Source organism: Shinella zoogloeoides (genome assembly GCF_020883495.1).
Lineage (GTDB): Bacteria > Pseudomonadota > Alphaproteobacteria > Rhizobiales > Rhizobiaceae > Shinella > Shinella zoogloeoides.
Map to the genome: position 1 here is coordinate 814,443 of NZ_CP086610.1, position 25,965 is coordinate 840,407.

At 66.5% G+C, this 25,965-nt stretch carries 27 protein-coding genes, 1 pseudogene and 1 riboswitch; of the genes and pseudogenes, 16 read left to right on the forward strand and 12 right to left on the reverse strand.

All coding sequences use genetic code 11. From position 1 onward, the window contains the following. Positions 1–20: 20 nt before the first annotated feature. The 4 genes from betA to betI are packed head-to-tail and all read right to left on the reverse strand — an operon-like array spanning position 21 to position 5,399. Complete coding sequence (gene betA, locus K8M09_RS04025) at positions 21–1,673, reverse strand: choline dehydrogenase (RefSeq protein ID WP_160785518.1); 1,653 nt, start codon at positions 1,671–1,673, stop codon at positions 21–23. 54 nt (positions 1,674–1,727) lie between these two features. Further along, the gene (betB, locus tag K8M09_RS04030) at positions 1,728–3,191 is read right to left on the reverse strand and encodes a betaine-aldehyde dehydrogenase (RefSeq protein ID WP_160785519.1); all 1,464 of its coding nucleotides are present in this window, start codon (positions 3,189–3,191) and stop codon (positions 1,728–1,730) included. Between the two features lies 1 nt (position 3,192). Continuing rightward, the gene (betC, locus tag K8M09_RS04035; protein ID WP_160785520.1) at positions 3,193–4,722 is read right to left on the reverse strand and encodes a choline-sulfatase; all 1,530 of its coding nucleotides are present in this window, start codon (positions 4,720–4,722) and stop codon (positions 3,193–3,195) included. Positions 4,723–4,763: 41 nt separating this feature from the next. Further along, a complete protein-coding gene (gene betI / locus K8M09_RS04040; RefSeq protein ID WP_160785521.1) occupies positions 4,764–5,399 on the reverse strand; it encodes a transcriptional regulator BetI in 636 nt (211 codons plus the stop codon). Between the two features lie 151 nt (positions 5,400–5,550). On the opposite strand from betI, the gene K8M09_RS04045 reads away from it, so the two are divergent. The 4 genes from K8M09_RS04045 (at position 5,551) to K8M09_RS04060 (ending at position 8,326) form a co-directional block, all read left to right on the forward strand. After that, on the forward strand, positions 5,551–6,099 hold the full coding sequence (locus K8M09_RS04045) for an HdeD family acid-resistance protein (RefSeq protein WP_160785522.1): 549 nt from the start codon (positions 5,551–5,553) through the stop codon (positions 6,097–6,099). Between the two features lie 64 nt (positions 6,100–6,163). Then, positions 6,164–6,227, forward strand: a riboswitch (Fluoride riboswitch). A 102-nt stretch (positions 6,228–6,329) separates the two neighbouring features. Beyond that, entirely contained in the window at positions 6,330–6,719 is a 390-nt protein-coding gene (crcB, locus tag K8M09_RS04050; protein WP_160785523.1) for a fluoride efflux transporter CrcB, read from the forward strand. Next, complete coding sequence (locus K8M09_RS04055) at positions 6,716–7,153, forward strand: EamA family transporter (RefSeq protein ID WP_160785524.1); 438 nt, start codon at positions 6,716–6,718, stop codon at positions 7,151–7,153. Before crcB ends, K8M09_RS04055 begins: the two co-directional genes overlap by 4 nt. A gap of 171 nt (positions 7,154–7,324) precedes the next feature. Further along, on the forward strand, positions 7,325–8,326 hold the full coding sequence (locus K8M09_RS04060; RefSeq protein ID WP_160785525.1) for an NAD(P)H-quinone oxidoreductase: 1,002 nt from the start codon (positions 7,325–7,327) through the stop codon (positions 8,324–8,326). A gap of 105 nt (positions 8,327–8,431) precedes the next feature. Here the strand turns inward: K8M09_RS04060 and K8M09_RS04065 are convergent, their stop codons facing one another. From K8M09_RS04065 to K8M09_RS04075, 3 genes are all read right to left on the reverse strand, one after another. After that, positions 8,432–9,406, reverse strand: coding sequence for a sensor domain-containing diguanylate cyclase (locus tag K8M09_RS04065; protein ID WP_160785526.1), 975 nt, complete (start codon positions 9,404–9,406; stop codon positions 8,432–8,434). Positions 9,407–9,518: 112 nt separating this feature from the next. Further along, positions 9,519–10,955 (reverse strand): MFS transporter, encoded by a 1,437-nt coding sequence (locus tag K8M09_RS04070; RefSeq protein WP_206366657.1) that lies wholly within the window; start codon positions 10,953–10,955, stop codon positions 9,519–9,521. 102 nt (positions 10,956–11,057) lie between these two features. Beyond that, on the reverse strand, positions 11,058–11,516 hold the full coding sequence (locus tag K8M09_RS04075; RefSeq protein ID WP_160785527.1) for a carboxymuconolactone decarboxylase family protein: 459 nt from the start codon (positions 11,514–11,516) through the stop codon (positions 11,058–11,060). Between the two features lie 108 nt (positions 11,517–11,624). On the opposite strand from K8M09_RS04075, the gene K8M09_RS04080 reads away from it, so the two are divergent. Further along, positions 11,625–12,488, forward strand: a complete 864-nt coding sequence (locus tag K8M09_RS04080; protein ID WP_160785528.1) for a sigma-70 family RNA polymerase sigma factor — start codon at positions 11,625–11,627, stop codon at positions 12,486–12,488. Positions 12,489–12,514: 26 nt separating this feature from the next. On the opposite strand, the gene K8M09_RS04085 is transcribed toward K8M09_RS04080, so the two are convergent. Beyond that, a complete protein-coding gene (locus K8M09_RS04085; protein WP_160785529.1) occupies positions 12,515–13,252 on the reverse strand; it encodes a DUF3750 domain-containing protein in 738 nt (245 codons plus the stop codon). A gap of 81 nt (positions 13,253–13,333) precedes the next feature. Here K8M09_RS04085 and K8M09_RS04090 point away from each other — a divergent pair, with 81 nt between their 5' ends. The 3 genes and pseudogenes from K8M09_RS04090 to K8M09_RS04100 all read left to right on the forward strand — a co-directional run bounded on the left by K8M09_RS04090 (position 13,334) and on the right by K8M09_RS04100 (position 14,953). Then, positions 13,334–14,341, forward strand: coding sequence for an asparaginase (locus K8M09_RS04090; protein WP_160785530.1), 1,008 nt, complete (start codon positions 13,334–13,336; stop codon positions 14,339–14,341). A gap of 36 nt (positions 14,342–14,377) precedes the next feature. Next, positions 14,378–14,661 (forward strand): annotated as a pseudogene (locus K8M09_RS04095) (type II toxin-antitoxin system RelE/ParE family toxin). Then, positions 14,633–14,953: a HigA family addiction module antitoxin gene (locus K8M09_RS04100; RefSeq protein ID WP_160785531.1), complete on the forward strand. Its 321-nt coding sequence runs from the start codon at positions 14,633–14,635 to the stop codon at positions 14,951–14,953. The pseudogene K8M09_RS04095 and the gene K8M09_RS04100 overlap by 29 nt, the downstream one beginning before the upstream one ends. Here K8M09_RS04100 and K8M09_RS04105 read toward each other — a convergent pair whose 3' ends face one another. Beyond that, entirely contained in the window at positions 14,954–15,709 is a 756-nt protein-coding gene (locus K8M09_RS04105; protein WP_160785690.1) for a DeoR/GlpR family DNA-binding transcription regulator, read from the reverse strand. A 101-nt stretch (positions 15,710–15,810) separates the two neighbouring features. On the opposite strand from K8M09_RS04105, the gene K8M09_RS04110 reads away from it, so the two are divergent. Together K8M09_RS04110 and K8M09_RS04115 are read left to right on the forward strand one after the other, a co-directional pair. Then, on the forward strand, positions 15,811–16,176 hold the full coding sequence (locus K8M09_RS04110) for a DUF4406 domain-containing protein (protein WP_160785532.1): 366 nt from the start codon (positions 15,811–15,813) through the stop codon (positions 16,174–16,176). Positions 16,177–16,283: 107 nt separating this feature from the next. Continuing rightward, the gene (locus tag K8M09_RS04115; RefSeq protein ID WP_160785533.1) at positions 16,284–16,679 is read left to right on the forward strand and encodes a VOC family protein; all 396 of its coding nucleotides are present in this window, start codon (positions 16,284–16,286) and stop codon (positions 16,677–16,679) included. 261 nt (positions 16,680–16,940) lie between these two features. On the opposite strand, the gene K8M09_RS04120 is transcribed toward K8M09_RS04115, so the two are convergent. After that, complete coding sequence (locus K8M09_RS04120; protein ID WP_160785534.1) at positions 16,941–17,135, reverse strand: hypothetical protein; 195 nt, start codon at positions 17,133–17,135, stop codon at positions 16,941–16,943. 103 nt (positions 17,136–17,238) lie between these two features. Here K8M09_RS04120 and K8M09_RS04125 point away from each other — a divergent pair, with 103 nt between their 5' ends. Then, entirely contained in the window at positions 17,239–18,180 is a 942-nt protein-coding gene (locus K8M09_RS04125) for a LysR substrate-binding domain-containing protein (RefSeq protein WP_160785535.1), read from the forward strand. Here K8M09_RS04125 and K8M09_RS04130 read toward each other — a convergent pair. Further along, positions 18,140–18,799, reverse strand: coding sequence for a glutathione S-transferase family protein (locus tag K8M09_RS04130; protein ID WP_160785536.1), 660 nt, complete (start codon positions 18,797–18,799; stop codon positions 18,140–18,142). The two genes, K8M09_RS04125 and K8M09_RS04130, sit on opposite strands and share 41 nt — an antisense overlap. Before the next feature lie 238 nt (positions 18,800–19,037). Between K8M09_RS04130 and K8M09_RS04135 the strand changes: the two genes are divergently transcribed. From K8M09_RS04135 to K8M09_RS04145, 3 genes are all read left to right on the forward strand, one after another. Further along, positions 19,038–19,424, forward strand: a complete 387-nt coding sequence (locus tag K8M09_RS04135) for a hypothetical protein (protein WP_160785537.1) — start codon at positions 19,038–19,040, stop codon at positions 19,422–19,424. A 70-nt stretch (positions 19,425–19,494) separates the two neighbouring features. Continuing rightward, positions 19,495–20,874 (forward strand): PepSY-associated TM helix domain-containing protein, encoded by a 1,380-nt coding sequence (locus tag K8M09_RS04140; protein ID WP_380734630.1) that lies wholly within the window; start codon positions 19,495–19,497, stop codon positions 20,872–20,874. Between the two features lie 26 nt (positions 20,875–20,900). Continuing rightward, positions 20,901–21,401 (forward strand): copper chaperone PCu(A)C, encoded by a 501-nt coding sequence (locus K8M09_RS04145; protein WP_160785539.1) that lies wholly within the window; start codon positions 20,901–20,903, stop codon positions 21,399–21,401. 92 nt (positions 21,402–21,493) lie between these two features. On the opposite strand, the gene K8M09_RS04150 is transcribed toward K8M09_RS04145, so the two are convergent. Further along, the gene (locus K8M09_RS04150; RefSeq protein ID WP_160785540.1) at positions 21,494–22,858 is read right to left on the reverse strand and encodes a TIGR03808 family TAT-translocated repetitive protein; all 1,365 of its coding nucleotides are present in this window, start codon (positions 22,856–22,858) and stop codon (positions 21,494–21,496) included. A gap of 234 nt (positions 22,859–23,092) precedes the next feature. Between K8M09_RS04150 and K8M09_RS04155 the strand changes: the two genes are divergently transcribed. Together K8M09_RS04155 and K8M09_RS04160 are read left to right on the forward strand one after the other, a co-directional pair. Continuing rightward, entirely contained in the window at positions 23,093–25,408 is a 2,316-nt protein-coding gene (locus K8M09_RS04155) for a putative bifunctional diguanylate cyclase/phosphodiesterase (protein WP_160785541.1), read from the forward strand. Between the two features lie 64 nt (positions 25,409–25,472). Next, positions 25,473–25,919 carry a MarR family winged helix-turn-helix transcriptional regulator gene (locus tag K8M09_RS04160; RefSeq protein ID WP_160785542.1) on the forward strand — a complete coding sequence of 149 codons (447 nt, stop codon included), beginning with the start codon at positions 25,473–25,475 and terminating at the stop codon, positions 25,917–25,919. The last annotated feature ends 46 nt before the right edge of the window (positions 25,920–25,965 follow it).

Sequence of the window (25,965 nt, forward strand, 5' to 3'; positions counted from 1 at the left end):
CATTATATCCGAGGTCAAGATCACCGGTCGCTTACCACCGCAAGCGGGTTCACCCACGGTTCCTGATTGGAGCGAGCCAGCGGCTGCTTGCCGAGGATGTGGTCGGCCGCTTTCTCCCCCGTCATGATCGACGGCGCGTTGAGGTTGCCGTAGGTCACGTGCGGGAAGATGGAGCTGTCCGCGACGCGCAAGGCCTCGACGCCGATCACGCGGGTCTGCGGGTCGACCACCGCCATCGGATCGTCCGCCGCGCCCATGCGGCAGGTGCCGCAGGGGTGGTAGGCGCTTTCCAGATGCTCGCGCAGGAAGGCGTCGATCTCGTCGTCGGTCTGCACCCTCTCGCCGGGCTGGATTTCCGGGCCGCGGAATTCGTCGAAGGCCTTCTGGCCGAAGATTTCGCGGGTCAGGCGCACGCAGTGGCGGAACTTGATCCAGTCTTCCTCGTGGCTCATGTAGTTGAAGCGGATCACCGGATCGGCCATCGGATCGGCCGAGCGCAGGGTCACGTTGCCGCGCGACTTCGACAGGTTGTAGCCGACATGCGCCTGGAAACCATGGCTCTTGGCGGCCGCCTTGCCGTCATAGGAGATGGCGACGGGCAGGAAGTGGTATTGGATATCCGGCTGCTTCAGCCCCGGCGCCGAGCGCAGGAAGGCGCAGGCCTCGAACTGGTTGGACGCGCCGAGGCCACCCTTGGAGAGCAGCCACTGCGCGCCCGCCACGCCCTGCCAGAACCACGGCAGCCAGGAATAGAGCGAGACCGGCTTGGTGGAGACCTGCTGGAAATAGAATTCCATATGGTCCTGCAGGTTTGCGCCGACGCCCGGCCGGTCCACCTTCACCTCGATGCCCATGTCCTTGAGATGCTGCGCCGGGCCGATGCCCGACAGCATCAGCAGTTTCGGCGAATTGAAGGAAGAGGCCGAGACGACGACTTCCCGGTTCGCCTTCACCACCTCGATCTTGCCGCCCCGCTCGATCTCGACGCCGACCGCGCGGCCGTTCTCGATGACGATTTTCCGCGCGAAGCAGTGGACGACGGAAACGTTCCGCCGTTTCATCGCCGGGCGCAGATAGGCGTTCGCCGCCGACCAGCGGCGACCGTTGTAGATCGTCTGCTCCATCAGGCCGAAACCTTCCTGCTTGGAGCCGTTATAGTCCTCGGTGGTCTCGAAGCCCGCGTCCCGGCCGGCCTGGATGAAGGCGTGGAAGAGCGGGTTCGTCACCGGCCCGCGCCGCACATGCAGCGGCCCGTCGGTGCCGCGCCAGCCGGCCTCGCCGCCGAGCGAGGTTTCCAGCCGCTTGTAATAGGGCAGCACATCCGCATAGGCCCAGCCCTGCGCGCCAAGCTCCTCCCAGCGGTTGAAGTCCTCCGCATGGCCGCGCACATAGACGAGGCCGTTGATGGAGGACGATCCGCCCAGCACCTTTCCGCGCGGTGCGGTGATGCGCCGGTTGTTGAGGTGCGGCTCCGGCTCGGAGAGATAACCCCAGTTATAGCGCTTCATGCTCATCGGCCAGGCGAGCGCGGCCGGCATCTGGATGAACGGCCCGATATCCGAGCCGCCATATTCCAGCACCATAACCGTATGCTTGCCATCCTCCGAGAGCCGGTAGGCGAGCGCCGAGCCGGCCGAGCCGGAGCCGATGATGATGTAGTCTGCGTTCTGCATGGCGGTCCCCAGCCAATCTTTCTTCAGTTACCCGTGGTCACAACGGGCGAAACCTCAATACGGCGCGTCCACCTTGCCCATGGAGACATAGACCGTCTTCAGCTCCGAATAATGCTCCAGCGCCGCCAGCGAGTTCTCGCGGCCGAAACCGGACTGCTTGGAACCGCCGAAGGGGATTTCCACGGGGGCGAGATTGTAGGTGTTGATCCAGAGCGTGCCGGCTTCGAGCTGGTCGACGACGCGGTGCGCGCGAGTGATGTCGGTGGTGAAGACGCCGCCGGAAAGGCCGAATTCCGTGGCGTTGCCGCGTTCGATGACCTCTTGCTCGTTGTCGAAGTCGAGCACGCACATGACGGGGCCGAAAATCTCTTCCCGTGCGATGGTCATGCTGTCGGTAACATCGGCGAAGACGGTCGGCTGGATGTAGTAGCCTTCACCCGAAACGGCGTTCGGAATACCGCCGCCGGTGAGCAAAGTTGCGCCCTCGGCCTTGCCCTTCTCGATATAGTCGAGAACCTTGTCGCGCTGCGCCTTCGAGACCATCGGGCCGAGCTGCGTCGCCTCGTCCATCGGATCGCCGATCAGGATCTTTTCCGTGCGTTCCTTGAGGCGGGCGAGGAACTTCTGCTTGATGCCCTTCTGCACGAAGACGCGCGTGCCGTTCGAGCAGACCTGCCCGGTCGAATAGAAGTTGCCGAGCATCGCCCCGCCGATGGCGCTTTCGAGATCGGCGTCGTCGAAGACGATGAGCGGCGACTTGCCGCCGAGTTCCATCGTCACATGCTTGAGGTCGGAAGCGGCCGCACCGGCCACCTTCTTGCCCGTCGGCACGGAGCCGGTCAGCGAGACCTTGGCGACGTCAGGGTGGTTGACGAGCAGCGGCCCGGTCGAGCGATCCCCCTGGATGACGTTGTAGAGACCCTTCGGCAGACCGGCCTCGATGAGAATTTCGGCGATCTTCAGCGCGCCGAGGGGCGTATTCTCCGAAGGCTTGAAGACCATGGCATTGCCGCAGACGAGCGCCGGCGCGCCCTTCCAGCAGGCGATCTGCTGCGGATAGTTCCACGCGCCGATGCCGACGCACACGCCGAGCGGCACGCGCTTGGTGAAGGCGAAGTCCTGCCCGAGCGGGATATAGTCGCCGTTGAGACCCGCCGCCGCGATGCCGCCGAAGAACTCGAAGGCATCCGCGCCCGAGGTCGGATCGGCGACGATGGTCTCCTGGATCGGCTTGCCGGTATCCAGCGTCTCAAGCTCGGAAAGCTCGCGGTTCCTTTCGCGCATGATTTCGGCGGCGCGCTTCAGGACACGGCCGCGCGCCGTCGGGCTCATCGCGGCCCATTCCTTCTGCGCGCGCTTGGCGGAGGCGATGGCCTTCTCCACGATGGCGGGCGTTGCCGCGTGAAGGCGGGCGATCACCTCGCCGGTGGCGGGATAGACGCTCTCGAAAGGCGTGCCGGCAACGTCTTCCACATAGTCGCCGTCGATGAAATGCGAGGCTTTCGGTTGGGCTTTCATGTCATTCTCCCCGCGGATAGCGTTTGGATTCCTCGAGATTGTCGAGGTTCATGTGGTTGCGCATGTAGCGTTCGGATGCCTTCTGCAGCGGCTGGTGGTCCCATGGGTAATAAGCCCCGTTCCTCAGCGCCTCGTAGACCACCCAGCGCCGCGCCTGGCTCTCGCGCACGGCAGAGTCGAAGGCGGCCATGTCCCAGCGCGCTTCACGCATCTGGCGGAAGGCGTCGAGCGTCGCCCGGATCACCGGATTGTCCGAGGTCGCAAGGTTCGTCAGCTCGTGCGGATCGGCTTCGAGATCGTAGAGCTGCTCCGGGTCGAGTTCGCAGTGGATGTATTTCCACTTGCCCTCGCGGATGCCGACGAGCGGCGCATAGGAGGCTTCCGCCGCATATTCCATCAGCACCGGCGTCGTGCGCTCCGCGCCGTTGATGATGGGCAGCAGGCTTTCCCCGTCGGTCCACGGCATCACGGCGTCCATGGAAATGCCGGCGAGGTCGCAGAGCGTCGGCGTCACGTCGAGGTTGGATGTCGGCGCGAGATGAAGGCCGGGCGTCACGCCGGGACCGGATATCATCAGCGGCACGCGGGCCGAGCCCTCGAAGAAGTTCATCTTGAACCACAGGCCGCGCTCGCCCAGCATGTCGCCATGGTCCGAGCAGAACAGGATCAGCGTCTCGTCCAGCATGCGCGTGCGCGTCAGCGTATCGACAAGCTCGCCGACCTTCTCGTCGAGATAGGAGATGTTGGCGAAATAGGCCTGCCGCGAGCGGCGCACGTCCTCGCCGCTGATGGCGAATTTGGCATAGTCGCAGGAATGCAGGATGCGGGCGGAATGCGGGTCCGGTTCCTCCAGCATGTCGACGGCGGGCATCAGGTGCGCGCAGTCCTCGTAGAGGTCCCAGAACTTCCGCCGCGCCACGTAAGGATCGTGCGGATGGGTGAAGGAGACGGTGAGGCACCAGGGGCGGCGGTATTCGTCGTCGTTCTCGCGGGAAAGCTGGTAGAGCTTCTGGTTCGCGAGGAAGGCGACTTCATCGTCATATTCCATCTGGTTGGTGATCTCGGCGACGCCCGCGCCCGTCACCGAACCCATATTGTGATACCACCAGTCGATGCGCTCGCCCGGCTTGCGGTAATCCGGCGTCCAGCCGAAGTCGGCGGGGTAGATGTCGGTCGTCAGCCGCTCCTCGAAACCATGAAGCTGGTCCGGCCCGACGAAATGCATTTTCCCCGACAGCGCCGTGTAATAGCCGGCGCGGCGCAGGTGATGCGCGAAGGTGGGGATGGAGGAAATATACTCCGCCGCATTGTCGTAGACCTGCGTGCGGCTCGGCAATTGCCCGGCCATGAAGGAGGCGCGGGCGGGGGCGCAGAGCGGCGAGGAGGTGTAGTTGTTGCGGAACCGCGCGGAGCGCGCGGCGAGCGCCTTCATATGCGGCGCGTGCAGCCATTCCGCCGGCCCGTCCGGGAAGAAGGTCCCGTTGAGCTGGTCGACCATGACGATCAGGATATTCGGCTTGCTGGCGGTCACGGGTTCGTCCTTGAAATGAATGAAGCATGCATGGGGAAAATCTACGCCTCCCGTGTGACGGGCAATTGCCGGCCCGCGTCGACGGAAGCGGCGCCTGCGACAGCGGCAAGCTGCGCATTGAGATAGCCCTCCGTCAACGCGATGGAAGACTCGATGCTGACCGGCGCGGATTTCAGCCCCTGCCGCAGATACAGCCCGTCGATCATCGCCGCCGCCCCGTCGGCGATCTCGCCGGCGCGGTCGTCGGGGCAAAGCTGCTTCAGGCTGGCGAGCAGGTTGGAATTCAGCCGCCGCGCGTAAACCACGAGCAGCCGCCGCACTTCTTCCGAACGCTGCGCCTCCGAATAGAAGGCAAGCCACGCCGCCACCGTCTCCGGCGCGAACTGGTGCGCCTGGAAATTGACGCGGATGACCGCCGAAAGCCGCTCGCGCGGCGTCGAAGCCGCTTTCAGGGCCGCCACCGCATCCGCGCGCAGGGTGCGCAGGAGACTGCGGATCGTCTCGATGACAAGCTGTTCCTTGGAGCCGAAATAATGATGCGCAAGGGCAGGGGAAACGCCGGCATGGCGGGCGATCTCCGACATGGTCACGGTCAGCGAGCCATGGCCGCCCACCGCCCGCAGCGTCGCATCCACCAGCGCCTTGCGACGCACCGGCTCCATTCCAACCTTCGGCATGGCGTTCCCCTGATTTTGGTCAAGGATATTTTTAATTGAGTGATCAATCAATAAAAATCTGACGCCAGGGAAGCCTCGCAATCGCCTGTCGCAACCCCCCTTCGTTTCGTGCTAGGCTGACTTTGTTTTCATTCATTTTTCGAGGTGCATCATGGTCCTCTCCCCCGGAATGAATCCTCTCTCCGAAGTGCGTGCGAAATGGGGCTGGTTCGTCGCTCTCGGCGTCGTCCTGCTTCTCTTCGGCGGTATTGCCGCCGTCAATCTCTTCATCGCGACGGTCGCTTCGGTCTATTATGTGGGCGTGCTGATGATCGTCGGCGGCGCCGTGCATCTCGCCCATGCATTCCAGGTGAAGGCCTGGCGGGAGACGATCGCCTGGGCGCTGAGCGCGCTGCTCTATCTCGCCGCCGGCGTGCTCGCCTTCGTCAATCCGGTTCTCACCTCCGCCGTGCTGACCCTGCTGATGGCCGCCGCGCTGCTCGTTGCCGGCATCTTTCGTATCTTCGCGGCCTGGCGCGTGCGGCCGGAAAGCGGCTGGGGCTGGCTGATGGCGGGCGGCGTCGTCACCACGCTTGCCGGCGTGGTCTTCATCCTCGGCTGGCCGGTGAACAGCCTTTGGCTGCTCGGCCTCTTCCTCGCCTTCGACCTTGCCATGCAGGGCTGGGCGCTGATCGCCTTCGGCCTCGCGCTGCGCAAGTAACCGTTCCGGGTCACGCGCTGGCGGAGCGGTTTGACAGCCGCTCCGCCAGCGCCTAAAAATTCCGCCGTGGGATGGGGATGGAGCTCCCCGACAACTGCCGTTCACCGGCTGATAGCTCCTGCCATGCCGGCCAGCGATGGCCGTCGAGGGCGGGAGCGTGTCTGGCGACCGCCCGAGGGCGGTTTTTTGTTGTCCGGAAACCGGAACACGGACCTTTGAGGGCAACGGACATGAACTATCTGATCGTCTTTCTCGGCGCGGGCATCGGCGGGGCCGGGCGGCATGGGGTGAATGCGCTCGCCGCGCGGCTCGTCGGCACGGCCTTTCCCGCCGGCACGCTCGTCATCAATGTGCTGGGCTGCCTGTTGATGGGGCTGATCGCCGGCTTCTTCGCGTTTCGCGGGCACCTGCCGCAGGAGGCGCGGCTGTTCCTGGCGACGGGCGTGCTCGGCGGCTTCACCACCTTCTCGGCCTTCTCGCTCGATGCGGCGCTGCTGTGGGAGCGCGGCGAGGCGGGGCTGGCCGCGCTCTATGTCGGAGCCTCCGTCATCCTGTCGCTCGCCGCCGTTGCGGCGGGGCTGGCGCTGATGCGGGCGATGCTCGCGGGAGGAGCGGCATGAGGGGGCTTCTGACGTCCTGGCAGGTCTGGGCGCTCGGCTCGGCCGTCTTCGCCGCGCTCACCGCCATCTTCGCCAAGATCGGCATCACCGAGGTCAATTCCGATTTCGCGACCTTCATCCGCACGGTCGTCATCCTGCTCGCCATCGCCCTCATGCTGACGCTCGCCGGAAACTGGCAGGCGCCCGGAACGGTGCCGATGAAAAGCTGGGTCTTCCTCGTCCTTTCGGGGCTGGCGACGGGCGCGTCCTGGCTCTGCTATTTCCGCGCGCTGCAGATCGGCAAGGCCGCTCAGGTCGCGCCGGTCGACAAGCTGAGCGTCGTGCTCGTCGCCGTCTTCGCCGTGCTGTTTCTCGGCGAGCAGCTTTCCACCGTCCATTGGATCGCCGTCGTCATGATCGGCGGGGGCGCCCTGCTGCTGGCGCTGCCGATCTGAAGTATTGCCAGCAAAAGTGCGCAGCGGTTTTGCGTCCGGCAATACGAAAACCAAAGAGAGGCTCTAGCCAAACGTCAGCTTTTGCCCGGAAGCGATTCAAAAGACTCGCGCTTTGGGCTAGACCTCACATGCAGCTTCAAGCGGGGCAGCTTCAAGCGGGAAGGAAAAGCCATGCCGGTTCCATCGACCATGTTCCATATCGGGCTGAGCGCGCCGGGCGGGCCGGAAAACCTGGCGGTCGTGAAGGGTGACGTTCCTGCCGTCCGGCCGGGCGAAATCCTCGTGCGCGTCGAGGCGGCGGGCATCAACCGGCCGGACGTTCTCCAGCGCAAGGGCGAGTATCCGCCGCCGCCGGACGCCAGTCCCATCCTCGGCCTCGAGATCGCCGGCGAGATCGTCGCGCTCGGCGAGGGCGTCACGGGCCATGCCGTCGGCGACAAGGTCTGTGCGCTCGCCAATGGCGGCGGCTATGCGCAATATTGCGCGGTTCCGGCCACGCAGACGCTGCCCTTCCCGAAGGGCTACGACGCGGTGAAGGCGGCAGCGCTGCCCGAGACCTTCTTCACCGTCTGGGCGAACCTCTTCATGATGGCGGAGCTGAAGCCCGGCGAAAGCGTGCTGGTCCACGGCGGCTCCAGCGGCATCGGCACGACGGCGATCCAGCTTGCCGCCGCCCTCGGCGCGCGTGTCTTCGCCACCGCCGGCTCGGCGGAAAAGTGCGAAGCCTGCCTCGGTCTCGGCGCAAGCCGCGCCATCAACTACCGCAGCGAGGATTTTTCCGCCGTCATCGCCGAGGAGACCGGCCGGGCCGGCGTCGATGTCATTCTCGACATGATCGGCGCAGCCTATCTCGAGCGGAACCTGAAGTCGCTCGCCCGCGACGGCCGCCTGTCGATCATCGCCTTCCTCGGCGGGGCGGTGGCGGAACGGGTGAACCTCGTGCCCATCATGCTCAAGCGCCTGCGCGTCACCGGCTCGGCGATGCGCCCGCGCACAGCGGCGGAAAAGCAGGCGATCCGCGATGAATTGCTGGCAAAGGCATGGCCGCTGCTGGAAGCGGGCCGCGTCGCCCCGGTCCTCCACGCCGTCATGCCCTATGCCGAGGCCACCGCCGGTCACCGGATGATGGAAGAGGGCGACCATATCGGCAAGATCGTGCTGACATTCGATTGAGTGTGGCAGCGGTTGCCCGCTGCCGGCGATTGAGTGTGGCAGCGGTTGACCGCTGCCGGCGATTGAGTGTGGCAGCGGTTGACCGCTGCCGGCGATAGAGGCGGCTCAGCCCGCCCGTTCCGTCCGGTCGCGGCCGAGATGCTTGGCGCGGTAGAGCGCCCGGTCGGCGCGCTCGAAGAGGTCGTCGGCCGCGTTGCCGCAATAGTCCGCGACGCCCGCCGAAAGCGTGTAGACGCAGCCGAGGTCCGCACGGTTTTCGTCCCGCGCGATGTGGTGGCGCAGCCGGTCGATGGCCTCGGTCGCCTCCCGCAGATCCGCGCCCGGCATCAGCACGAGAAACTCCTCGCCTCCGATGCGCGCGAAAATATCTCCGCCGCGAAGCTGCTGCCGGCCGGCGGCGGCGAAGTGCCGGAGCACGTCGTCGCCCTTGGCGTGGCCATAGCGGTCGTTGATCGCCTTGAAGTGGTCGAGGTCGATCAGCGCCAGCGAGAGCTGGCCGCAATTGCGGAAGGCGGCCTGCATTTCCGCCGCCAGCCGCTCCATGGCGGCGCGGCGGTTGACGAGGCCGGTCAACGGGTCCGTATCGGCGGCGAGCCGCGCCGCGTCGCGGGCGCGCAGCAACACCTGCTCGTTGGATTTCAGCATGGTGATGTCGGTGAAGACATGCCACAGCCAGCCGCCCGGCAGCAGCGTCTCGTTGACGAGGAACCAGCGCTCGTCGCTGGTGTCGATCTCGAAGCTGCGCTGCGGCTTGCTGCGCCGCTTGCTGCGCGCCGCCTTGAGGAATTCCTCGACCGGCACCGCCATTTTCGGGCCGATGCCCTTTGTGTGGCAGTTGCGGATGATCTCCTCGAAGCCGGGCGCGCCGGGCTGCACGTCGAACAGCGCCTTGAAGGCCGTCGAGCCGTAGGAAAGCTCGTCGTCGGGCGAGAACAGCGCGAAGGCGACGCCCGAGGCGTCGAGGCCGGAGAGGATGAGGTCGGTCGTCGCCCGGTCGCGGATCAGCGCGAGCGGCAGGATGGCGTCGGCGGCGATCGCGCCGTGTTCCTTCGACCAGTCTTGCCCCTCGCTGCGCTTCACCGTCCGTGCCCTCCCGAGACAGAATCACCGGTTGCATCCCGATGGTCGGCGCTCTTTTTGGCAGAAGGCGGCGGTGCCGCAATCGAGACCGGGCGATGCCGTTAACGGAGGGTTAATCGGCCGCCGTCGTCTCGCCGTGCGGCAGGCGGACGGCAAGCAGGATCGCCAGCGCCGCCGGTAGCGCCAGCAGCCCGTAGAGCCAGTATGCCGCCGTCAGCGCGCCCGCAACGCCGCCCGGATCGATCAGCCCGGTCGTGTTGACGATGATGCCGGCGAGCGCCGCGCCGAAGGCCGCGCCCAGCGCCTGCATGGTGGTGATCGCCGCCGAGGCCTTGTCCGTCTCGCCGGCGGGCGCAAGGTGCAGCACATGGGTGACGAGATGCGCCCAGCCCATGCCGATGCCGAAGCCCATGAGGAAGATGAAGACGGTGGCGGTCGCCAGGAGCAGGAGGCCGCTTTCGGGATTGTGCCGGGCGAGGGTGAAGACGAGCAGCGCCGTCGCCAGCGCCTCGATGGCCGCGCCCGCGACGATCGCACGGTTGGCGCGGCGGCCCTTGAAGCTCGCGGTGGCGAAAGCCGCCGTCGTCCAGCCGAGCGCCAGCAGCGCCACCAGATAACCGGAGAGGAGCGGCGTCACGCCATGCAGCACCTGCAGGAAATAGGGGATGTAGACATCCGAGCAGACCGTCACCAGCAGCATGAGCATGATGAGATAGACACGGGCGAGGGCGGAGGCGGTGCTGATCGTGCCGGCCGGCAGCAGCCGCGCTTCGGCCTTGCGTTCTATCAGGATGGCGGCGGCGACGCCGATGACCGCCGCGCCGGCGAGCGCGGCCCGCAGCGCCGGCGCTTCCACCGAGCTTGCGAAGGAGAGCATGATCACGGCGGCGACCAGCAGCAGGATCTGCAGGAAGGGCGTGCCCGTCGTCACCCGCTCGCCCTTGCCCGAGGGCAGCAGCTTCGGCGCGCAGAAGGCCATGAGCGCGGAAAGGGGAATGAGCAGCGCGAAGGCCTCGCGCCAGGCGCTGCCGGCGGCGAAGACACCGCCGATGGTGGGGCCGAGGAAGGTGGCGATGCCCCAGGCGGCGGCATAGAGCGTGGAGGCCGTGCTCCACAGCGTCTCGGGGTAGACGAAGCGGATGAAGGCATAGCCGAGCGCCACGAGCACGCCCGCGCCCAGCCCCTGCACCGCCCGGCCGACAAGCACCGTCTCCATGGTCGGCGCGATGGCGCAGACGAGGCTGCCGATGCCGAACAGCACCGCGCCGATCACATAGCAGCGGTTCAGCGTCACGCTTTCCGGCCTGACGGCGACGAAGGTCGAGCCGAGCACGGAGGCCGCGACATAGATCGTCGTCGCCCAGGCGAAGAGCGGAAGGCCGCCGATATCGCGCACGATAGAGGGCATCAGCGTGGCGGTGATATAGGTCTCCACCGCATGCAGCATGATGCCGCCGCCCAGCATCAGCGTGCCGAACAGATAGGCGCGCGAGAACAGGCTGGAAAGCCGCGGCGCGGCGTCCTTCGGGGTGGCGATGGTCTCGGACATGGATGGCCTTGCTATGCGAAGAAAGAGGATGAGGCAGAGGTCGCACGGCCCAAACCGCAGTTCAAGCCGTGACTTCTCGCCGGAGTAGCGTGGGGAAGGGCCTTACGGGTTCCACTCGCCCGCGATCTGCCGCGTCGCCACGTTGAAGCGGTTCCACACATTGATCGCGGCGATCTCCACGACGAGGGCGGCGAGGGCCGTTTCGTCATAGTGGCGGGCGGCTTCGTTCCAGATGGCGTCCGGAACCGGCTCCTCGCGGTCGGCGATGCGCGTCAGCGCCTCGGTCAGCGCCAGCGCGGCGCGTTCGGCATCCGTATAGAACGGCGCTTCGCGCCAGGCGGCGACGGAGAAGATGCGCCGGTCCGTCTCGCCGGCCTTCTTCATCATGCGCGGATGCAGGTCGACGCAGAAGCCGCAGCCGTTGATCTGGCTGGCGCGCAGATGCACGAGATGGGCGGTCTTTTCCGGCAGGCCGGATGTCTGGGCCGCGCCCTGCAGCGCCTGCATGGCGTTCATGACATGGGGGAGAACGGTGACGATGTTGTTCATACGGGATTGCATTCTGTTGCTCCTTGCAATGATTTTCGCGTCGACGGCTGCGAACCCTGTCACGCTGGTGCGGTTTCGTTCGTCATGGCCATGACGCCGCTGGACGAAGGAGTGTGACCGATGAGCGAAAAAAAATTCTGGGCCGAGCGTTTCGAGGCCGAACGGGGGCGTCTCGGCGCCGTCGCCTACCGCATGCTGGGTTCGCGCGCCGAGGCGGAGGATGCGGTGCAGGAGGCCTGGCTGCGCCTTCAGCGCGCGGGCGAGGGCATCGACAATCCCGCCGGCTGGCTGACGACGGTCGTCGGCCGCATCTGCCTCGATATGCTGCGTGTCCGCGGCAAGCGCCGCGAAGACCCCATCGACGGCGAGGAAGGGGAGATGCAGCATGCCGATCCGGCCGAAAGCGCCGATGAGCAGGCCGCCCTTGCCGATAGCGTCGGCCTCCCCCTTCTCGTCGTGCTGGAGCGCCTCGCGCCCGCCGAGCGGCTTGCCTTCGTGCTGCACGACATGTTCGACGTGCCCTTCGAGGAGATCGGCCGCATCGTGGATCGCTCGCCTGTCGCCGCCCGACAGCTCGCCAGCCGCGCCCGTCGCCGCGTGCAGGGCCTGCCGGAAACGCCGTCTGCCGATTACGAGCGCCGCAAGGGCGTGGTCGCCGCCTTCCTCGCCGCTTCGCGCGACGGCGACTTTTCAGGCCTGCTCGCCGTGCTCGATCCCGATGTCGTCTTCCATGCGGATGCCGATGCCGTGCGGCTCGGTTCGCTGGCCGAAATCACCGGCGCCCAGGCCGTCGCCACCAGCTTCAAGGGCAAGGCGACCGCCGCGAAGCTCGCGCTCATCGACGGCAATCTGGGCCTTGCCGTCATTCTCGGCGGCCAGCTCAGGGTGGTCGTGCTCACGGAGGTCGAGGGCGAGCGCATCGTCGCCATCGATTCCATCGCCGACCCGGCCCTGATCGCCGCCATGGAGGTGACGTATCTCTAGGCGGCCGGGGACGCCCCCGGCAGGCCTCAGATGCCGATCCGTCCGATGGCCGGAATCTTGAGCGCCGGCCGTGCGAAATCCACGCCGGCGACCAGCCCCATGACATGCAACTCCAGCCCCGAGCGGACGCCGGCCGAAATACCGAGCAGGCCGTAGAGCGTCGCATGCATGTCGCGGCCGTCGGCGTCGATAGTGAAGAGCCTGCCGTCCGGCAGGTAGTCGCGTCCCACGGCGTCCGGCGGCAGCACGACGCCGAGTTCCGGCACGGAGCGCAGGACATGGGCGACGAAGGTGTTGGAATTCGGCCCCGGCCAGATGCGGTAGGCGCCGGGCGTCGAATAGGGATAGGCGGCGATCGCCTTCTCGATCTTCGGGATCAGCCGGGCCGCCTCGTCGCCGCTGAGGCTCGCCACGAGGCGCGGCGTGTTGGAGTACCAGTAGGCGTCCGGCAGATAGGCGTTACGGCGCACCGGCTTTCCCCAGCCCACCTTGTCGTAGCGGTTATAGGCCAGGGCGTTCGCTTCCTTGGTGACGATCCAGGCATGGCTCGCCACGGCCCCCTTCATGCCGCCCGTTGCGGCGGAGAAGATGTGGATGGTCGCCTGCGGGGCGTCCTTCGGCTTCGGCAGGATGCCGGCGGAAGACCAGTCGGCCTCCCGCCAGGTCGCCGGCCGGTCCTTGATGTACCAGTAGCCGGCCGCGCCGAGCGCCGGCATGAGGTAGATCGCAAGAAAGAGGACGAGGACGTTCCTCAGCAATTTCATGGGGCGCTCCGAAACCGAGTGGGCAGGGACGTGTATTTCGGATAATACCGCAGCGGAAATCGGATATTTGAGGGCATGATCATGGCAAACCCCGTCCTTGTCGAAGTCACGCGCGGCAATCTCGTCGAAAGCCGTCATCGCGGCATGGTCGTCGTCGTGGATGGCGACGGCAAGGTGGTGTTCTCCGCCGGCGATATCGATGCGGGCGTCTTCCCCCGCTCGGCCTGCAAGGCCATGCAGGCTTTGCCGCTCATCGAGAGCGGGGCGGCCGACGCCCATCTCTTCGGCAACCGGGAACTGGCGCTCGCCTGCTCCTCCCATAGTGGCGAGCCGGCCCATGCGCGCCTCGCCGGCACCATGCTCGCCGCCGCCGGCGTCGATGAAAGCGTGCTGGAATGCGGCGCGCACTGGTCCTTCGAGCAGCCCGTGCTGATCAATCAGGCCCGCGTCCTCGAACGCCCGACCGCGCTTCACAACAATTGTTCGGGCAAACACGCCGGCTTCATCTGCGCCGCCTGCCACACGGGCAAGGACCTCGAAGGTTATGTGCGCTATGAACATCCGGTGCAGGCGGAAATCCGCGGCGTCATGGAAAGCCTGACGGGCGCGGCGCTCGCGGTCGACAATTGCGGTGTCGACGGCTGCTCGATCCCCACCTATGCCGTGCCGCTGAAGAGCCTCGCCCACGGTTTTGCGAAAATGGCGACCGGCGTCGGCCTCGCCCCCGTGCGCGCCAAGGCTGCGCGCCGCCTCATCGACGCCTGCATGGCCGAACCCTTCTTCGTCGCCGGCACCAACCGCGCCTGCACGCGCCTCATGGAAGCGGCCCCGGGCCGTATCTTCGCCAAGACCGGCGCGGAGGGCGTCTTCTGCGCCGCGATCCCCGAGCAGGGCATCGCCATCGCGCTGAAATGCGAGGACGGCACCACCCGCGCCGCCGAAAGCATGGTCGCCGCCACGCTCGCCCGCTTCTTCAGGGAAGAACCGGCCGTCCACGCCGCCCTGATGGCCATGGCCAACCGCTCCATGTCCAACTGGAACGGCATCCATGTCGGCGACATCCGCGTGACGGACGCCTTCGCCGCCTGATTTGACGCCCCATGACGTCATGCGTTATAGTAGCGCATGATCAGGAGCTTCGCCGACCGGGAGACAGAGTTGATCTGGTCCGGGCGTCGAAGCCGGCGGCTTCCCGCGGATATGCAGGCCATCGCCCTGCGCAAATTGCGCATGCTGCACGTCGCCCGGGCGATAACCGACTTGCGCGTGCCGCCGGGCAACAGGCTGGAGCTTCTGAAGGGAGATCTGGCCGGGCTTATTCGATCCGGATCAATGACCAGTGGCGCATCTGCTTCGGCTGGTCGGAAGGAGACGCCGTCGATGTCCGCATCGTCGATTACCATGACTGACACCCTGCTGCCGAACCCGCATCCCGGCGATATCCTGCTGGAGGAGTTCCTTCAGCCGATGGAGATCAGCCAGAACGCGCTTGCCCGCGCGGTTCATGTGCCGCCGCGCCGCATCAACGAGATCGTGCTGGGCAAGCGCCAGATAACCGCCGATACCGATCTGCGGCTCACGCGCTATTTCGGCCTGTCGGAAGGATATTTCCTGCGTCTTCAGGCAGAGTTCGACCTGATGCAGAAGCGCCGCGAGATAGGCGGCGATCTCGCCCGCATCGTGCCGCGCGATGCCGCCTGATCAGGCCTCGGCAATCTCCACGCCCAGCTCCCGATAGGGCGCAAGCACCTCCGGCTCCATGCCGCCCGGCACGATGAGGCCGGTGGCGGCGGCAAGGGGCATGATCTTCCATGGGGAGGCGCTGCCGATCTTTTCGCGGGTCAGCAGCACATGGGTCGCGGCCGCGTTTTCGGCGATGGCGCGCTTGATGGCGGCTTCCTCCATATCGCCGGTGGTGAGGCCCTGCGTCGGGTGGGCGGCGGTGACGCCCATGAAATAGAGGTCGGCCCGCATGCCGCGGATGGCGTCGAGCGCCGCCGCGCCCGTCGTCACCATGGAATGCCTGTAGAGCCGGCCGCCGATCAGCACGATCTCCGCGGTCGGGTGGCGCTCCAGCTCGCAGGCGATGGTCGGGCTGTGCGTGACGACGGTGAAGGCGATGTCGCGGGGCAGCGCCCGGGCGAGCGCCGCCGTCGTCGTGCCGCCGTCGAGGAAGATCACCTGTCCCGGCTCCACCATCGCCGCCGCGCGTGCCCCAAGCGCAGCCTTCTCATCCGTCGCCACCGACTGGCGCGCGGCGAAATCCGGCAGCGGCGGGGAGAGCGGCAGCGCGCCGCCATGCACCCGTTTCAAAAGGCCCTCGGCCGCCATTTCCCGCAGGTCCCGCCGGATCGTGTCTTCCGAAAGTTCCAGCTCCGCCGCCAGCGTCTTGGCGACGATTTCGCCGTCCCGCGTCAGGCGCCGGGCGATCAGGGCCTTTCTCTGGCTTGTCAGCATCATGCATGCTCCGTCTTGACTCTGCACGAAATTACACGAATTATCGCGAAATATCCAGAATATTCCGGATATTTCGTGCATCACCTGTAAGGAGTCGAACGATGCTGATTCTGATTGCCGGTCCCTATCGCTCGGACACCGGGGACGATCCCCAAAAGATGGCGGAGAACCTGAAGCGGCTGGAAGCGCCGTCCCATGCGCTGTTCAAGGCCGGCCATGTGCCGATGATCGGCGAATGGGTGGCGCTGCCCGTGTGGAACGCCGCCGGTGGCAAGGCCGTGGGCGATGCCCTCTATGAGGAGATTTTCCACCCCGTCGCCCATCGCCTGCTGGTGCTCTGCGAGGGCGTTCTGCGCCTGCCGGGCGAATCGAAGGGGGCGGACAACGATGTGCGCATCGCCCGCGAAAGGGGCATTCCGGTCTGGCACCGGCTGGAGGACGTGCCGGGCTGCGCGGCGTCCGCATAATTTTTCGCGGTCCCTTGTCGGGAAGGGGCGGCCCGTTACGTCCTTGGGGCATGACGGGCCGATCCGCCGCCGGCGGAACCCGCATCCAGTGAACCCGGAGGACGCTCATGCGCATGATTTTCGTCAACTTGCCCGTCAAGGACCTGCCGGCCACCCGCCGCTTCTTCGCGGCACTCGGCTTTTCCTTCAACGAGGACTACAGCGACGATACCGCCGCCTGCATGGTGGTGGAGGAGAACATTTTCGTCATGCACCTGACGGAGGAGAAGTTTGCGCAGTTCGTGAACGGTCCCGTCGGCGATCCGGAGCGGCAGACCCAGGCGCTGACCTGCTTCTCCGCGACGAGCCGCCAGGAGGTCGACGACATCAAGGCCAAGGCGCTCGCCGCCGGTGGGCGCGAATGGAAGCCGAACATGGAATTCGGCCCCATGTACGGCTGCTCCTTCCAGGATCTCAGCGGCAATGTCTGGGAGTTCATGCACATGGACCAATCGGGCGGCTGATTGTCGCCGAGGTGTCGGCGGCTGCCCCTCATCCGCCTGCCGGCACCTTCTCCCCGCAAGCGGGGAGAAGGAGGATGCGGCGAGCCTTCATTCCGATAAGCACCGCTTCGATGTGGCGGAAAACGAGGCGTCTTGCCTCCTTCTCCCCGCTTGCGGGGAGAAGGTCGCGGCAGCGGGATGAGGGGCAATCGCCTCGTCGCGTCTCACACAAAATCCTCCCCGGCGATCCTTCGCCGGGGAGGACAGGCCGTCGCGGGAGGATCAGGCCGTATGGCTGCAGATATGCCGGTTGGCGTCGGCGGTGCGGAAAAGGCCGAAGGGCAGGTCGCCGAGTTCTCGGGAATCCATCGCCTCGATTTCGGGATGGAACAGCGGATCGCGCACCCAGATGGCCATTTCGGCGGCATTGGCTTCGGTCGTCAGGGCATGGGCAAGTTTGGAGAAAATCTTGAACATTGCCTTCTCCTCTCGTTTCTTTATTGTTGTCGATGGCTGATAATCGCGCCATGTGCGCTGATAGGCAATCGAGTAGTTCGAGACGAGATTATAGAAAAACTATATGAAGAACCTCAACCGCGTGCATCTCAACGGGCTTCGGGCGCTGGAGGCGGTGGGGCGGCTCGGCTCGCTGCAGGCGGCGGCGGAGGAACTGGGCGTCACGGTCGGCGCGGTCAGCCAGCAGGTGATCAAGGCGGAAGAGCAGCTCGGCCGGGCGATCTTCGAGCGCACCGCGCGGGGCCTGCGCGAAACGGCCTTCGGCGGCCCGTTCCTCACGCGGCTTTCCATCGCCTTCCGCCAGCTTTCCGAGGCGGTCGCCACCACCCGGCGTCGCGATGACGCGATCCTGACGATCTCCGTCGCGCCGATCTTCGCCTCGCGCTGGCTGATCCACCGCATCGACCGCTTCACGGCGGCGCATCCGGATATCGGCCTGCGCATCGAGGCGACGACGACGCTGGTCGATCTCGCCCGCTCCGATGTGGACCTCGCCATCCGCGTCGGCCCCGGCGGCTGGCCGGATGTGGTGACGGAGTTCCTGATCCCGCAGGTTGTCTTCCCGGTCTGCGCGCCGGCCCTTGCGGAAAGGATAAGGACGCCCGCCGATCTTGCAGCGCAGCCGGCGGTGGTCGATGGCAACGATGTCTTCACCTGGGAGCGCTGGCTGAGGGCGGCGGGCCTCGATGTGGCTCCGCCGAGGGCGCGTCACGTCTTCTCCGACGCCTCGCTGTGCCTCGATGCGGCGCTGGCGGGGCAGGGGGTGCTGCTGGCCTATCCGGTGCTCGCCTCCTGGGCGCTGAAGGAGGGCCGGCTGGTCGCCCCGCTGCCGATCCATGTCGAGACGGGCATGGGCTATTATTTCGTCACGGCTCCGGGCGTGCCGGAGCCGCGCAAGGTCGCGCTGTTCAAGCGATGGCTGCGTGCGGCCGTCGCCGAGGACGTCGACCGCGTCACCGGCGCGGTCATTCCGGCTCGTGCTGCCGCTTCTCCATCATCGCCTTGAAGGACGGGCGCGACTGGCAACGCTCCAGCCAGTCCTTCACATTCGGTGCGGCGTCGAAAAGCTCCGTCTGGCTCATCGCGTAGCGGAAGATTTCCGCGAGGTTGAGGTCGGCGACGGTGAAGCGCTTGCCGACGACCCAGCCGGTGGCCGCAAGCTGCGCGTCGAGCCGCGCGAAGCCTCGCTTCAGCGCCTTGTTGGCGGCGCGGATGGTGAGGCGGCCCTGCTCGCTCTCGGCGTCCTTCTTGTCGCGCAGCATGATGATCTTGACGGCGTGCGGCTCCACCTCGGTTGCCGCCCACATCGTCCACTGCATCATCTCGGCGTCCTCGGCGATGGTCTGGCCGGCGAGCGCCCCGCCGCGCTTGCGCGCGAGGTAGAGGTTGATCGCCAGCGATTCGGTCATCACGAAGCCGCCGTCGTCGATACAGGGGATGAGGCCAGTCGGGTTGACGGCGAGGAATTCCGGCGACTGCGTGTTGAGGGGCGCGTCCGGCGCGGCGGCATCGTCCAGCCGGTAGGCCTGGATGACCGGGACGGAGACGAAGGGCAGGCCGAGTTCGTCGGCGAGCCAGTAGTTGCGCGAGGCGCGGGAACGGTAGACGCCGTAGATGGTGAGCATGGATCCTCCTGCCGGTTTGGCCCGGCTTGATCGAGAACAAACAGCCGCGCCCCTTTTGCCGCTATGAAGAAGGCAAGGAGGCAGGTCGCCGGCACCATAGGCGGCGATCCATCCCGGTGGTAGAGTGCATGCCTGATCTGTCCATGAATTGTGGTGATGGCTGCCTCTATGCCGCATTGACCTGAAGCCGGCCTCGCCCTAATGGCGATATGTCCGCACACGCGGATGGGGACGAACGATGACACGACGCATGACACGCTGGGCCGCCTGCCTGCGCATTCTCTGCGCGGTCGCTCTGCTGTCCGTCGGTTTCGCCCATCGGCCGGTCATGGCCGCCAATGCGCCGAGCGCCGCCGAACTCGCCCAATATGTGCTGCCGGACGGCACCCTGCCGGACCTCTGCCTCGACGGCATGGTCGACGGCAAGGAAAAACACGCCGCGCCGCTCAAATGCGAGGCCTGCCGCATCGTCGGCGGCCTGCTGCTTCCCGCGCCCGCCGATCTTTCCGGCGTGCGGCTCGTCTTCCGCCATGTGTCGCCCCTTCCGCCGGTCGCAGAGGCGCTGCCTTCGCACCGCGAGCGCCCCGGCGCGCCGCCCCGCGCGCCACCCGTCCTGTCCGCCTGATCTTTCGCCCGCATGCCGTTTGACGGCGTGCGCCTGAAATTCAGCCTGACAGGACTTTCGCATGTCCGTGATATCCGACGCGCCGGCCGTTGCCGCCGCCCAACCCTCCGCATTCGCGCAGCGCCTCTACCGCGCCATCTGGCGCTGGCATTTCTTCGCCGGCCTTCTGGCCGTGCCCTTCATGATCAGCCTCGCCGTCACCGGCGGGCTCTACCTCTTCAACGACGAGATCGACGCCAGCCTCTTCCGCTATCGCAACTATGTTACGGTCGGCGGAACGGAACTTGCCTCCTCCGCCATCGCGCAAAAGGCGGTGGCGGCGGTGCCCGGCTCCACGCTTTCCTCCTACCGCACGCCCGCCGGCCCGGACCGCTCCGCGCGGGTCACGGTCTCGACCGAAGCCGGCAACGTGCTCGTCTTCGTCGATCCCCATGACGGCGCGGTGCTCGATACGGTCGCGGCGAAAGAGGAGTTCAACCAGGTCGTCGAGGATCTGCACAGCCTCGATTATTTCGGCGCGTCCTGGGAGCGCATCATCGAGGTCGTCGCGGGCTTCGCCATCGTGCTCGTGCTCACCGGCGTCTATCTGTGGTGGCCGCGCAGCCAGACCGGCGGCGTCCTCACCGTGCGCGGCACGCCGGCAAGGCGCGTCTTCTGGCGCGACCTGCATGCCGTGACGGGCATCTTCGCCAGCGTCGTCATCCTGTTCCTCGCCTTCAGCGGCCTGCTGTGGAGCGGCTTCTGGGGCGCGAAGTTCAATGCGGCGCTGACGGCGAACGGCATGGGCTACCCGGTCCAGCTCTGGGACAGCGTCCCGCATTCGATGCTGATCACCACGGATGTCGTCGCCAAGCCCTCCTGGCTCATGGAGAACGCCCCGGTGCCGCAGTCCACGCGCCCGGCGGACGGACAGGCGGCGCTGCCGCCGATCGGCCTCGACAATGCGGTGACGATCGCCGCCGCCGCCGGCATGCTGCCGGGCTACGAGGTGGCCCCGCCCGCCGACGAGACCGGCGTCTATACCGCGTCGATCTTTCCGGCCGATCTCGAATACGAGCGCACGATCCATATCGACCAATATTCCGGCGAGCGCCTCGTCGATATCGCCTATGGCGACTATCCGGTGACCGGCAAGGCCATCGAATGGAGCGTCAACCTGCACAAGGGGCAGCAATGGGGCCTGTTCAACCAGCTCCTGATGCTCTCCACCTGCCTCGTCGTCATCGCCATGAGCGTGTCGGGCGTCGTCATGTGGTGGAAGCGCCGTCCCGGCGGGCGCATCGGCGTGCCGCCGGCCCCGCGCGAAACGCGCCTCTATCTCGGCCTCTGGGGCATTGCCGTCGTCTTCGGCGTGCTCTTCCCGCTGACGGGCCTCACCATCCTCGCCATGATCGTCCTCGATCAATGCGTCATCCGAACCGTGCCGCCGCTGCGGCGCTTCTTCTCCTGATCCAAACGCAAGAAAGGATATTTTCCATGAAACGCATCCTCGCAACCCTCGCCGTCCTCGCGCTCTCGGCCTGCGCCGTCCTCGCCCACGATTTCACGCTCGGCGACCTGAAGATCCACCACCCGGCCTCCAGGGCGACGCTGCCCGGCCAGCCCGTCGGCGGCGGCTTCATGACGATCACCAACACGGGCGCTGCCGCCGACCGCCTCGTCTCCATCGCCGCGCCGGACGTGTCCGACGACGTGCAGATCCATGAAATGGCCATGGAGAACGACGTCATGAAGATGCGCCAGCTTGCCGACGGCGTGGAGCTGCCGGCCGGCGCGACGGTCGAGCTGAAGTCGGGCGGCCTGCATGTCATGTTCATGAAGATCAAGCACCCCCTCAAGGAAGGCGACAAGTTCAAGGCGACGCTGACTTTCGAGAAGGCCGGCAAGATCGACGTGGACTTCAAGGTCGAGGCCGCCAAGCCCGCCGCCAAGGAAGGCGAAGCCGCCGCCGGCGACCACTCGGGCCACGGCGGCTGAGCAAAGCGGATGAGGGGGCTGCGGAAACGGCCCCCTCATCCACCATGACGCCTCCCTGTTCGGGCAAGAAGGGGAGGCGGGGACGGGCGAGGTCAGCCCGTCCGGTTCCGTTCGATCGTCAGATGCGCGAAGGTGGCGGCGTCGTTCGCAAGGTCGTCCGTTACGCGTTCGTTCCAGCGGTAGCCGGCGATGGCCGCTTGCGGCGTGTCCTCGAAGATGTTGCCCGAGACGAGGGCGGAGCCGGCGTTCTCCACCACGCTCACCGCGCAGCCGACCGGGCTCGACCGCACCAGGTTGCCGCTGACGACGAGGCCGCGCATATAGGGTCCCCAGCCGAGGACCAGCCCCCATTTCGGCGCGTTCTCCACCGTATTGCCGGAAACGATCGTATCGGCCTCCACCGCGATGCCGAAGCCGAAGCCCGCGCCCTCGTGGATATAGGGGCCTTCGAGGCGGAGGTTGCGCACGATATTGCCGGTGACGCTGGCCAGCCGCCCGCCCTCGTTGAAATTGACGATCAGGATGCCGTTGGCCGCGCCGTCGATCAGGTTGCCGTTGACGATGGCGCCCGTGAAGCCGAATTCGGAGTAGATGGCCGTTTCGCCGCTGTCGAGGCAGGTATTGCCGGATATCTGCACGTTCGAGCCGGCATTGGCGCGGATGGCGGAGAAGGCGCAGCCGGAAATATGGTTGCCCGAGATCATCACGTCGTCGGCGCGGAAGATGTTGATGCCGTTGCCGTATTGCCCGGTGCCGCCCTGCGTGGCGCCAATGCGGGCGATGCGGTTGCCAGTAACGATCGTGCCGTCGCGGCCCTTTTCCCAGCGGTGGATGAGGATGCCGCCATTGCCGCAGTCGAAGACATGGTTGCCGGTAACGCTAAGGTCGCGGCTCTCGACGGCATAGAGCGCGTGCTCGCCCGCTCCCGAAAGCCGGTTGCGCTCGATGCGCCCGCCGCACCGCTCGAGACTCACGGCGGATTTCGCAGAGCCCCGGATTTCGCAGTTCTCGATGGTGACATGCGCGACGTCGCGCAGATGCACGAGACCCTGCACCGTGTCGTCCAGCCAGCGGTTCGCCCCGTCGATGACGAGATTGGCAAGCTCGATGCGCCCCGCGCCCTCGGCGGCGAAGAGATGGCCGTCGCCGCTGTAGACGATGCGTGTCGCGCCCGGCACGCCGGTCAGCCGCGTGTTGTCGGGTAGCGTGATATTGGAGATGGCATAGTCGCCGGGCGGCAGGAAGATGGGCATGTTCTTTGCCGCCGCATCCGCCAGCAGCCGCGCGAAGGCCTTGCTCTTGCGGTCGTCCGCGCCGGGGCGCACGCCATGGGCCGCCGCGTCGATGCTGCCGCGCAGGTCCACATCGATGACGGGCAGGCGCTGCGAGCGCGCCGACGCCGCGCCGGCCATGCCCGCCGTTCCCAGACCTGAGAGAAATAACCGTCTGCTAACCATGAAAGCTCCTTGCCTGCGGTGTAGCAGGAAGCGTGCCAGACGGTTCTGTGCCGGAACGGCACAGGGATGCGCTGCCCGTCAGGGTTGTCGTGTTTTGCGCGCGAAGGCCCGGATTGGCGGCATTTCGCCGGTTTCCTTTAGGTTTGGATAACGACTCAGGGTGTAGCTTCGGCCGTTCCGGAAAGAGGAGGCGGCCGGCGGTGTCCTTCCTTGCGTGGGGAATTGCTGGGTCCGATGTCCATGAAACTGTCCCGCCTTGGCAATGACGATGCCGACCAGACGGCGCGCCTGATGTCGGCCAGCCGCCGCCTCATCGACGAGGCGGCACGGCTCTTTCCGCTGGCCGCGGCGCAGAACGACCGCACGATCTGGCTGGAGGCCATGATCGACGAGGTGCCGGACTATCTCTACTTCAAGGACAGGAACGGCCGCTTCGTCGTCGCCAACCGCGCCATCGTCAACGACAACCGGCGCGAGGGGCTGGACAGCCTCGAGGGCCTCACCGATTTCGACATCCACCCCGAGCATGTCGCGCGCGGCTTCTTCACCATCGAGCAGGAGATCATCCGCACCGGCAAGGCCGCGCTCGACATGGAAGAGCTGATCCGCGATTCCCGCGGCAATCTCAAATGGCTGCTCACCTCCAAGCTGCCGGTGCGCGATGCGGCCGGCGCGGTGATCGGCCTTGTCGGCGTCGCCCGCGACATCACCGAGCGCAAGCGCTCCGAGAGCCTGCATCTCGGCCAGGCGCATCTTCTCAAGATGATCGCGCTCGGCGCGCCGCTGGCGGAGGTCTTCTCCTCCCTCATCCTGCTGATCGAGGCCCATGTGCCCGATGTCGCCGGCTCGATCCTGCTGCTCGCGCCCGATGGCCGGCATATCCTCAACGGCGCCGCGCCGAACCTCGACCCGGCCTTCTGCAAGCAGATCGACGGGGCGGAGATCGGCCCCGCCGTCGGCTCCTGCGGCACGGCCATGTGGCGCGGCGAGCCGGTCATCGTGTCGGATATCGAGACCGACCCGCTCTGGGCCGGTTACAAGGTGCTCGTCGCGCCCTATGGCTTCCGCGCCTGCTGGTCCTCGCCGATCCGCTCCTATCAGGGCAAGGTGATGGGCACGTTCGCGCTCTATTCGCGCCTTCCCGGCGAGCCTTCCGCCGAATGCATGAAGCTCGTCGGCATGGCGACCCACATTGCCGGCATCGCCATCGAGCGCAAGCAGGCGGAAGACAGCATCCAGTTCATGGCCCATCACGATGCGCTGACGGGCCTGCCGAACCGCAGCATGCTGGACGAGCGCGTCGCCTCGGCCATCGAGGCGGCGGACGACAGCGGCGGAACCGTGACGCTCGCCTTCATCGACCTCGACAATTTCAAGCTGGTCAACGACAGCCTCGGGCATCATGCCGGCGACGAGCTGCTGAAGATCGTGTCGGCCCGCATGCTGCGCTGCGTGCGCTCCGGCGACAGCATCGTCCGGCTCGGCGGCGACGAGTTCGTGGTGCTGATCGACGGCGCGCTGCCAGAGGGCGAGACAGTGGAGGGCGAGACGGTGGAGGCGCGGCTACAGGCCGTGCGCGATGCGGTCGCCACGCCGGTGGAGATCGAGGGGCGCGCCTTCCAGGTGACCTGCAGCATGGGCGTCGCCTCCTATCCCGAGCATGGCCGCAACGCGACGGAGCTTCTGGCCCGGGCGGACGCCGCCATGTACCGCGCCAAGGAACTTGGCCGCGACGCCATGGAGGTCTTCACCGCCGAGCTTGCCAACCGCGCCCATGAAAAGCTGGAGCGGCAGGAGGAGCTGCGCCGCGCGCTGGCGCTGGGCGAGCTTTTCCTGCAATACCAGCCGCAGATGGACCTTGCGACCGGCCGCATCTTCGCCGTCGAGGCGCTGATCCGCTGGCGTCACCCCGAGCGCGGCCTCGTGTCGCCGGGCGATTTCATTCCGCTTGCCGAGGAGACGGGCCTCATCGTGCCCATCGGCGACTGGACGCTGCGCGCCGCCTGCCGGCAGAACAGGGCCTGGCAGCTTTCCGGCCTGCCGCCTATCGTCGTCTCCGTCAATGTTTCGGCGCGCCAGTTCCAGGCGAAGGACTGGGTGGAGCGCGTCGCCACGGCGCTTGAGGAAAGCGGGCTGGAGGCGCGCTATCTGGAGCTGGAGCTGACCGAGAGCCTGATCATGCAGGACGTGCAGCAGGCGGTGGAGACCATGCACCGGCTGGAACAGCTCGGCGTGCATCTCGCCATCGACGATTTCGGCACGGGCTATTCCAGCCTTGCGTCGCTGAAGCGCTTTCCCGTCGGCCGCCTCAAGATCGACAGGTCCTTCGTGCAGGACCTGCCGGAGGACAATGACGACGCCGCCATCGCCCATGCCGTCATCTCGCTCGCCCATGCGCTTCAGCTTCGCGTCATCGCCGAAGGGGTGGAAACGCGCGAGCAGGTGGATTTCCTGCGCGCGGCGGGCTGCGACGAGATCCAGGGCTACTATCTCAGCCGCCCCATCGATGCGCGCGCCCTCCAGGCGATCCTCTGTATTCCCAATCTCTGATATTCCTTGCGCGCCGGACGCTTCCGCTCTTGACTTTGTTATGTTGATATCAACAGTAAGAAGCATGTCCGATGACGTTCCGATTCCCTATGAGACGACGCTGTTCGTGCGCGACAATTGCCTGTGCCTGCAGGCGCAGCGCGCGGCGCGGGCGCTGGCCCGCCGCTTCGACGATGCGCTGCGCCCGGTCGGTCTCACCAACGGCCAGTTCTCGCTGCTGATGGCGCTGAACCGGCCCGAGCCGCCGCCGATGGGACCCGTCGCCGGCCTGCTCGCCATGGACCGCACGACGCTGACGGCCGCCCTTAAACCCCTCGAACGGCGCGGCCTCGTCACCGTGGAGCCGGACCCGCGCGACCGCCGCGGCCGCCTGCTGCGCCTGACGCCGGACGGCCGCCGCCTGCTGGCGCAAGCCCTTCCCATCTGGCAGGAAACCCATGCGAAGGTCGACGCCCAGCTTTCGGCCGTCGATATGGCGGCGCTGCGGGCGGGCATGCTGGCGCTTGCGTAAGAGCGCGCATTCGTCCTGACGGCGAACGTGCCACTCATGGAATCCA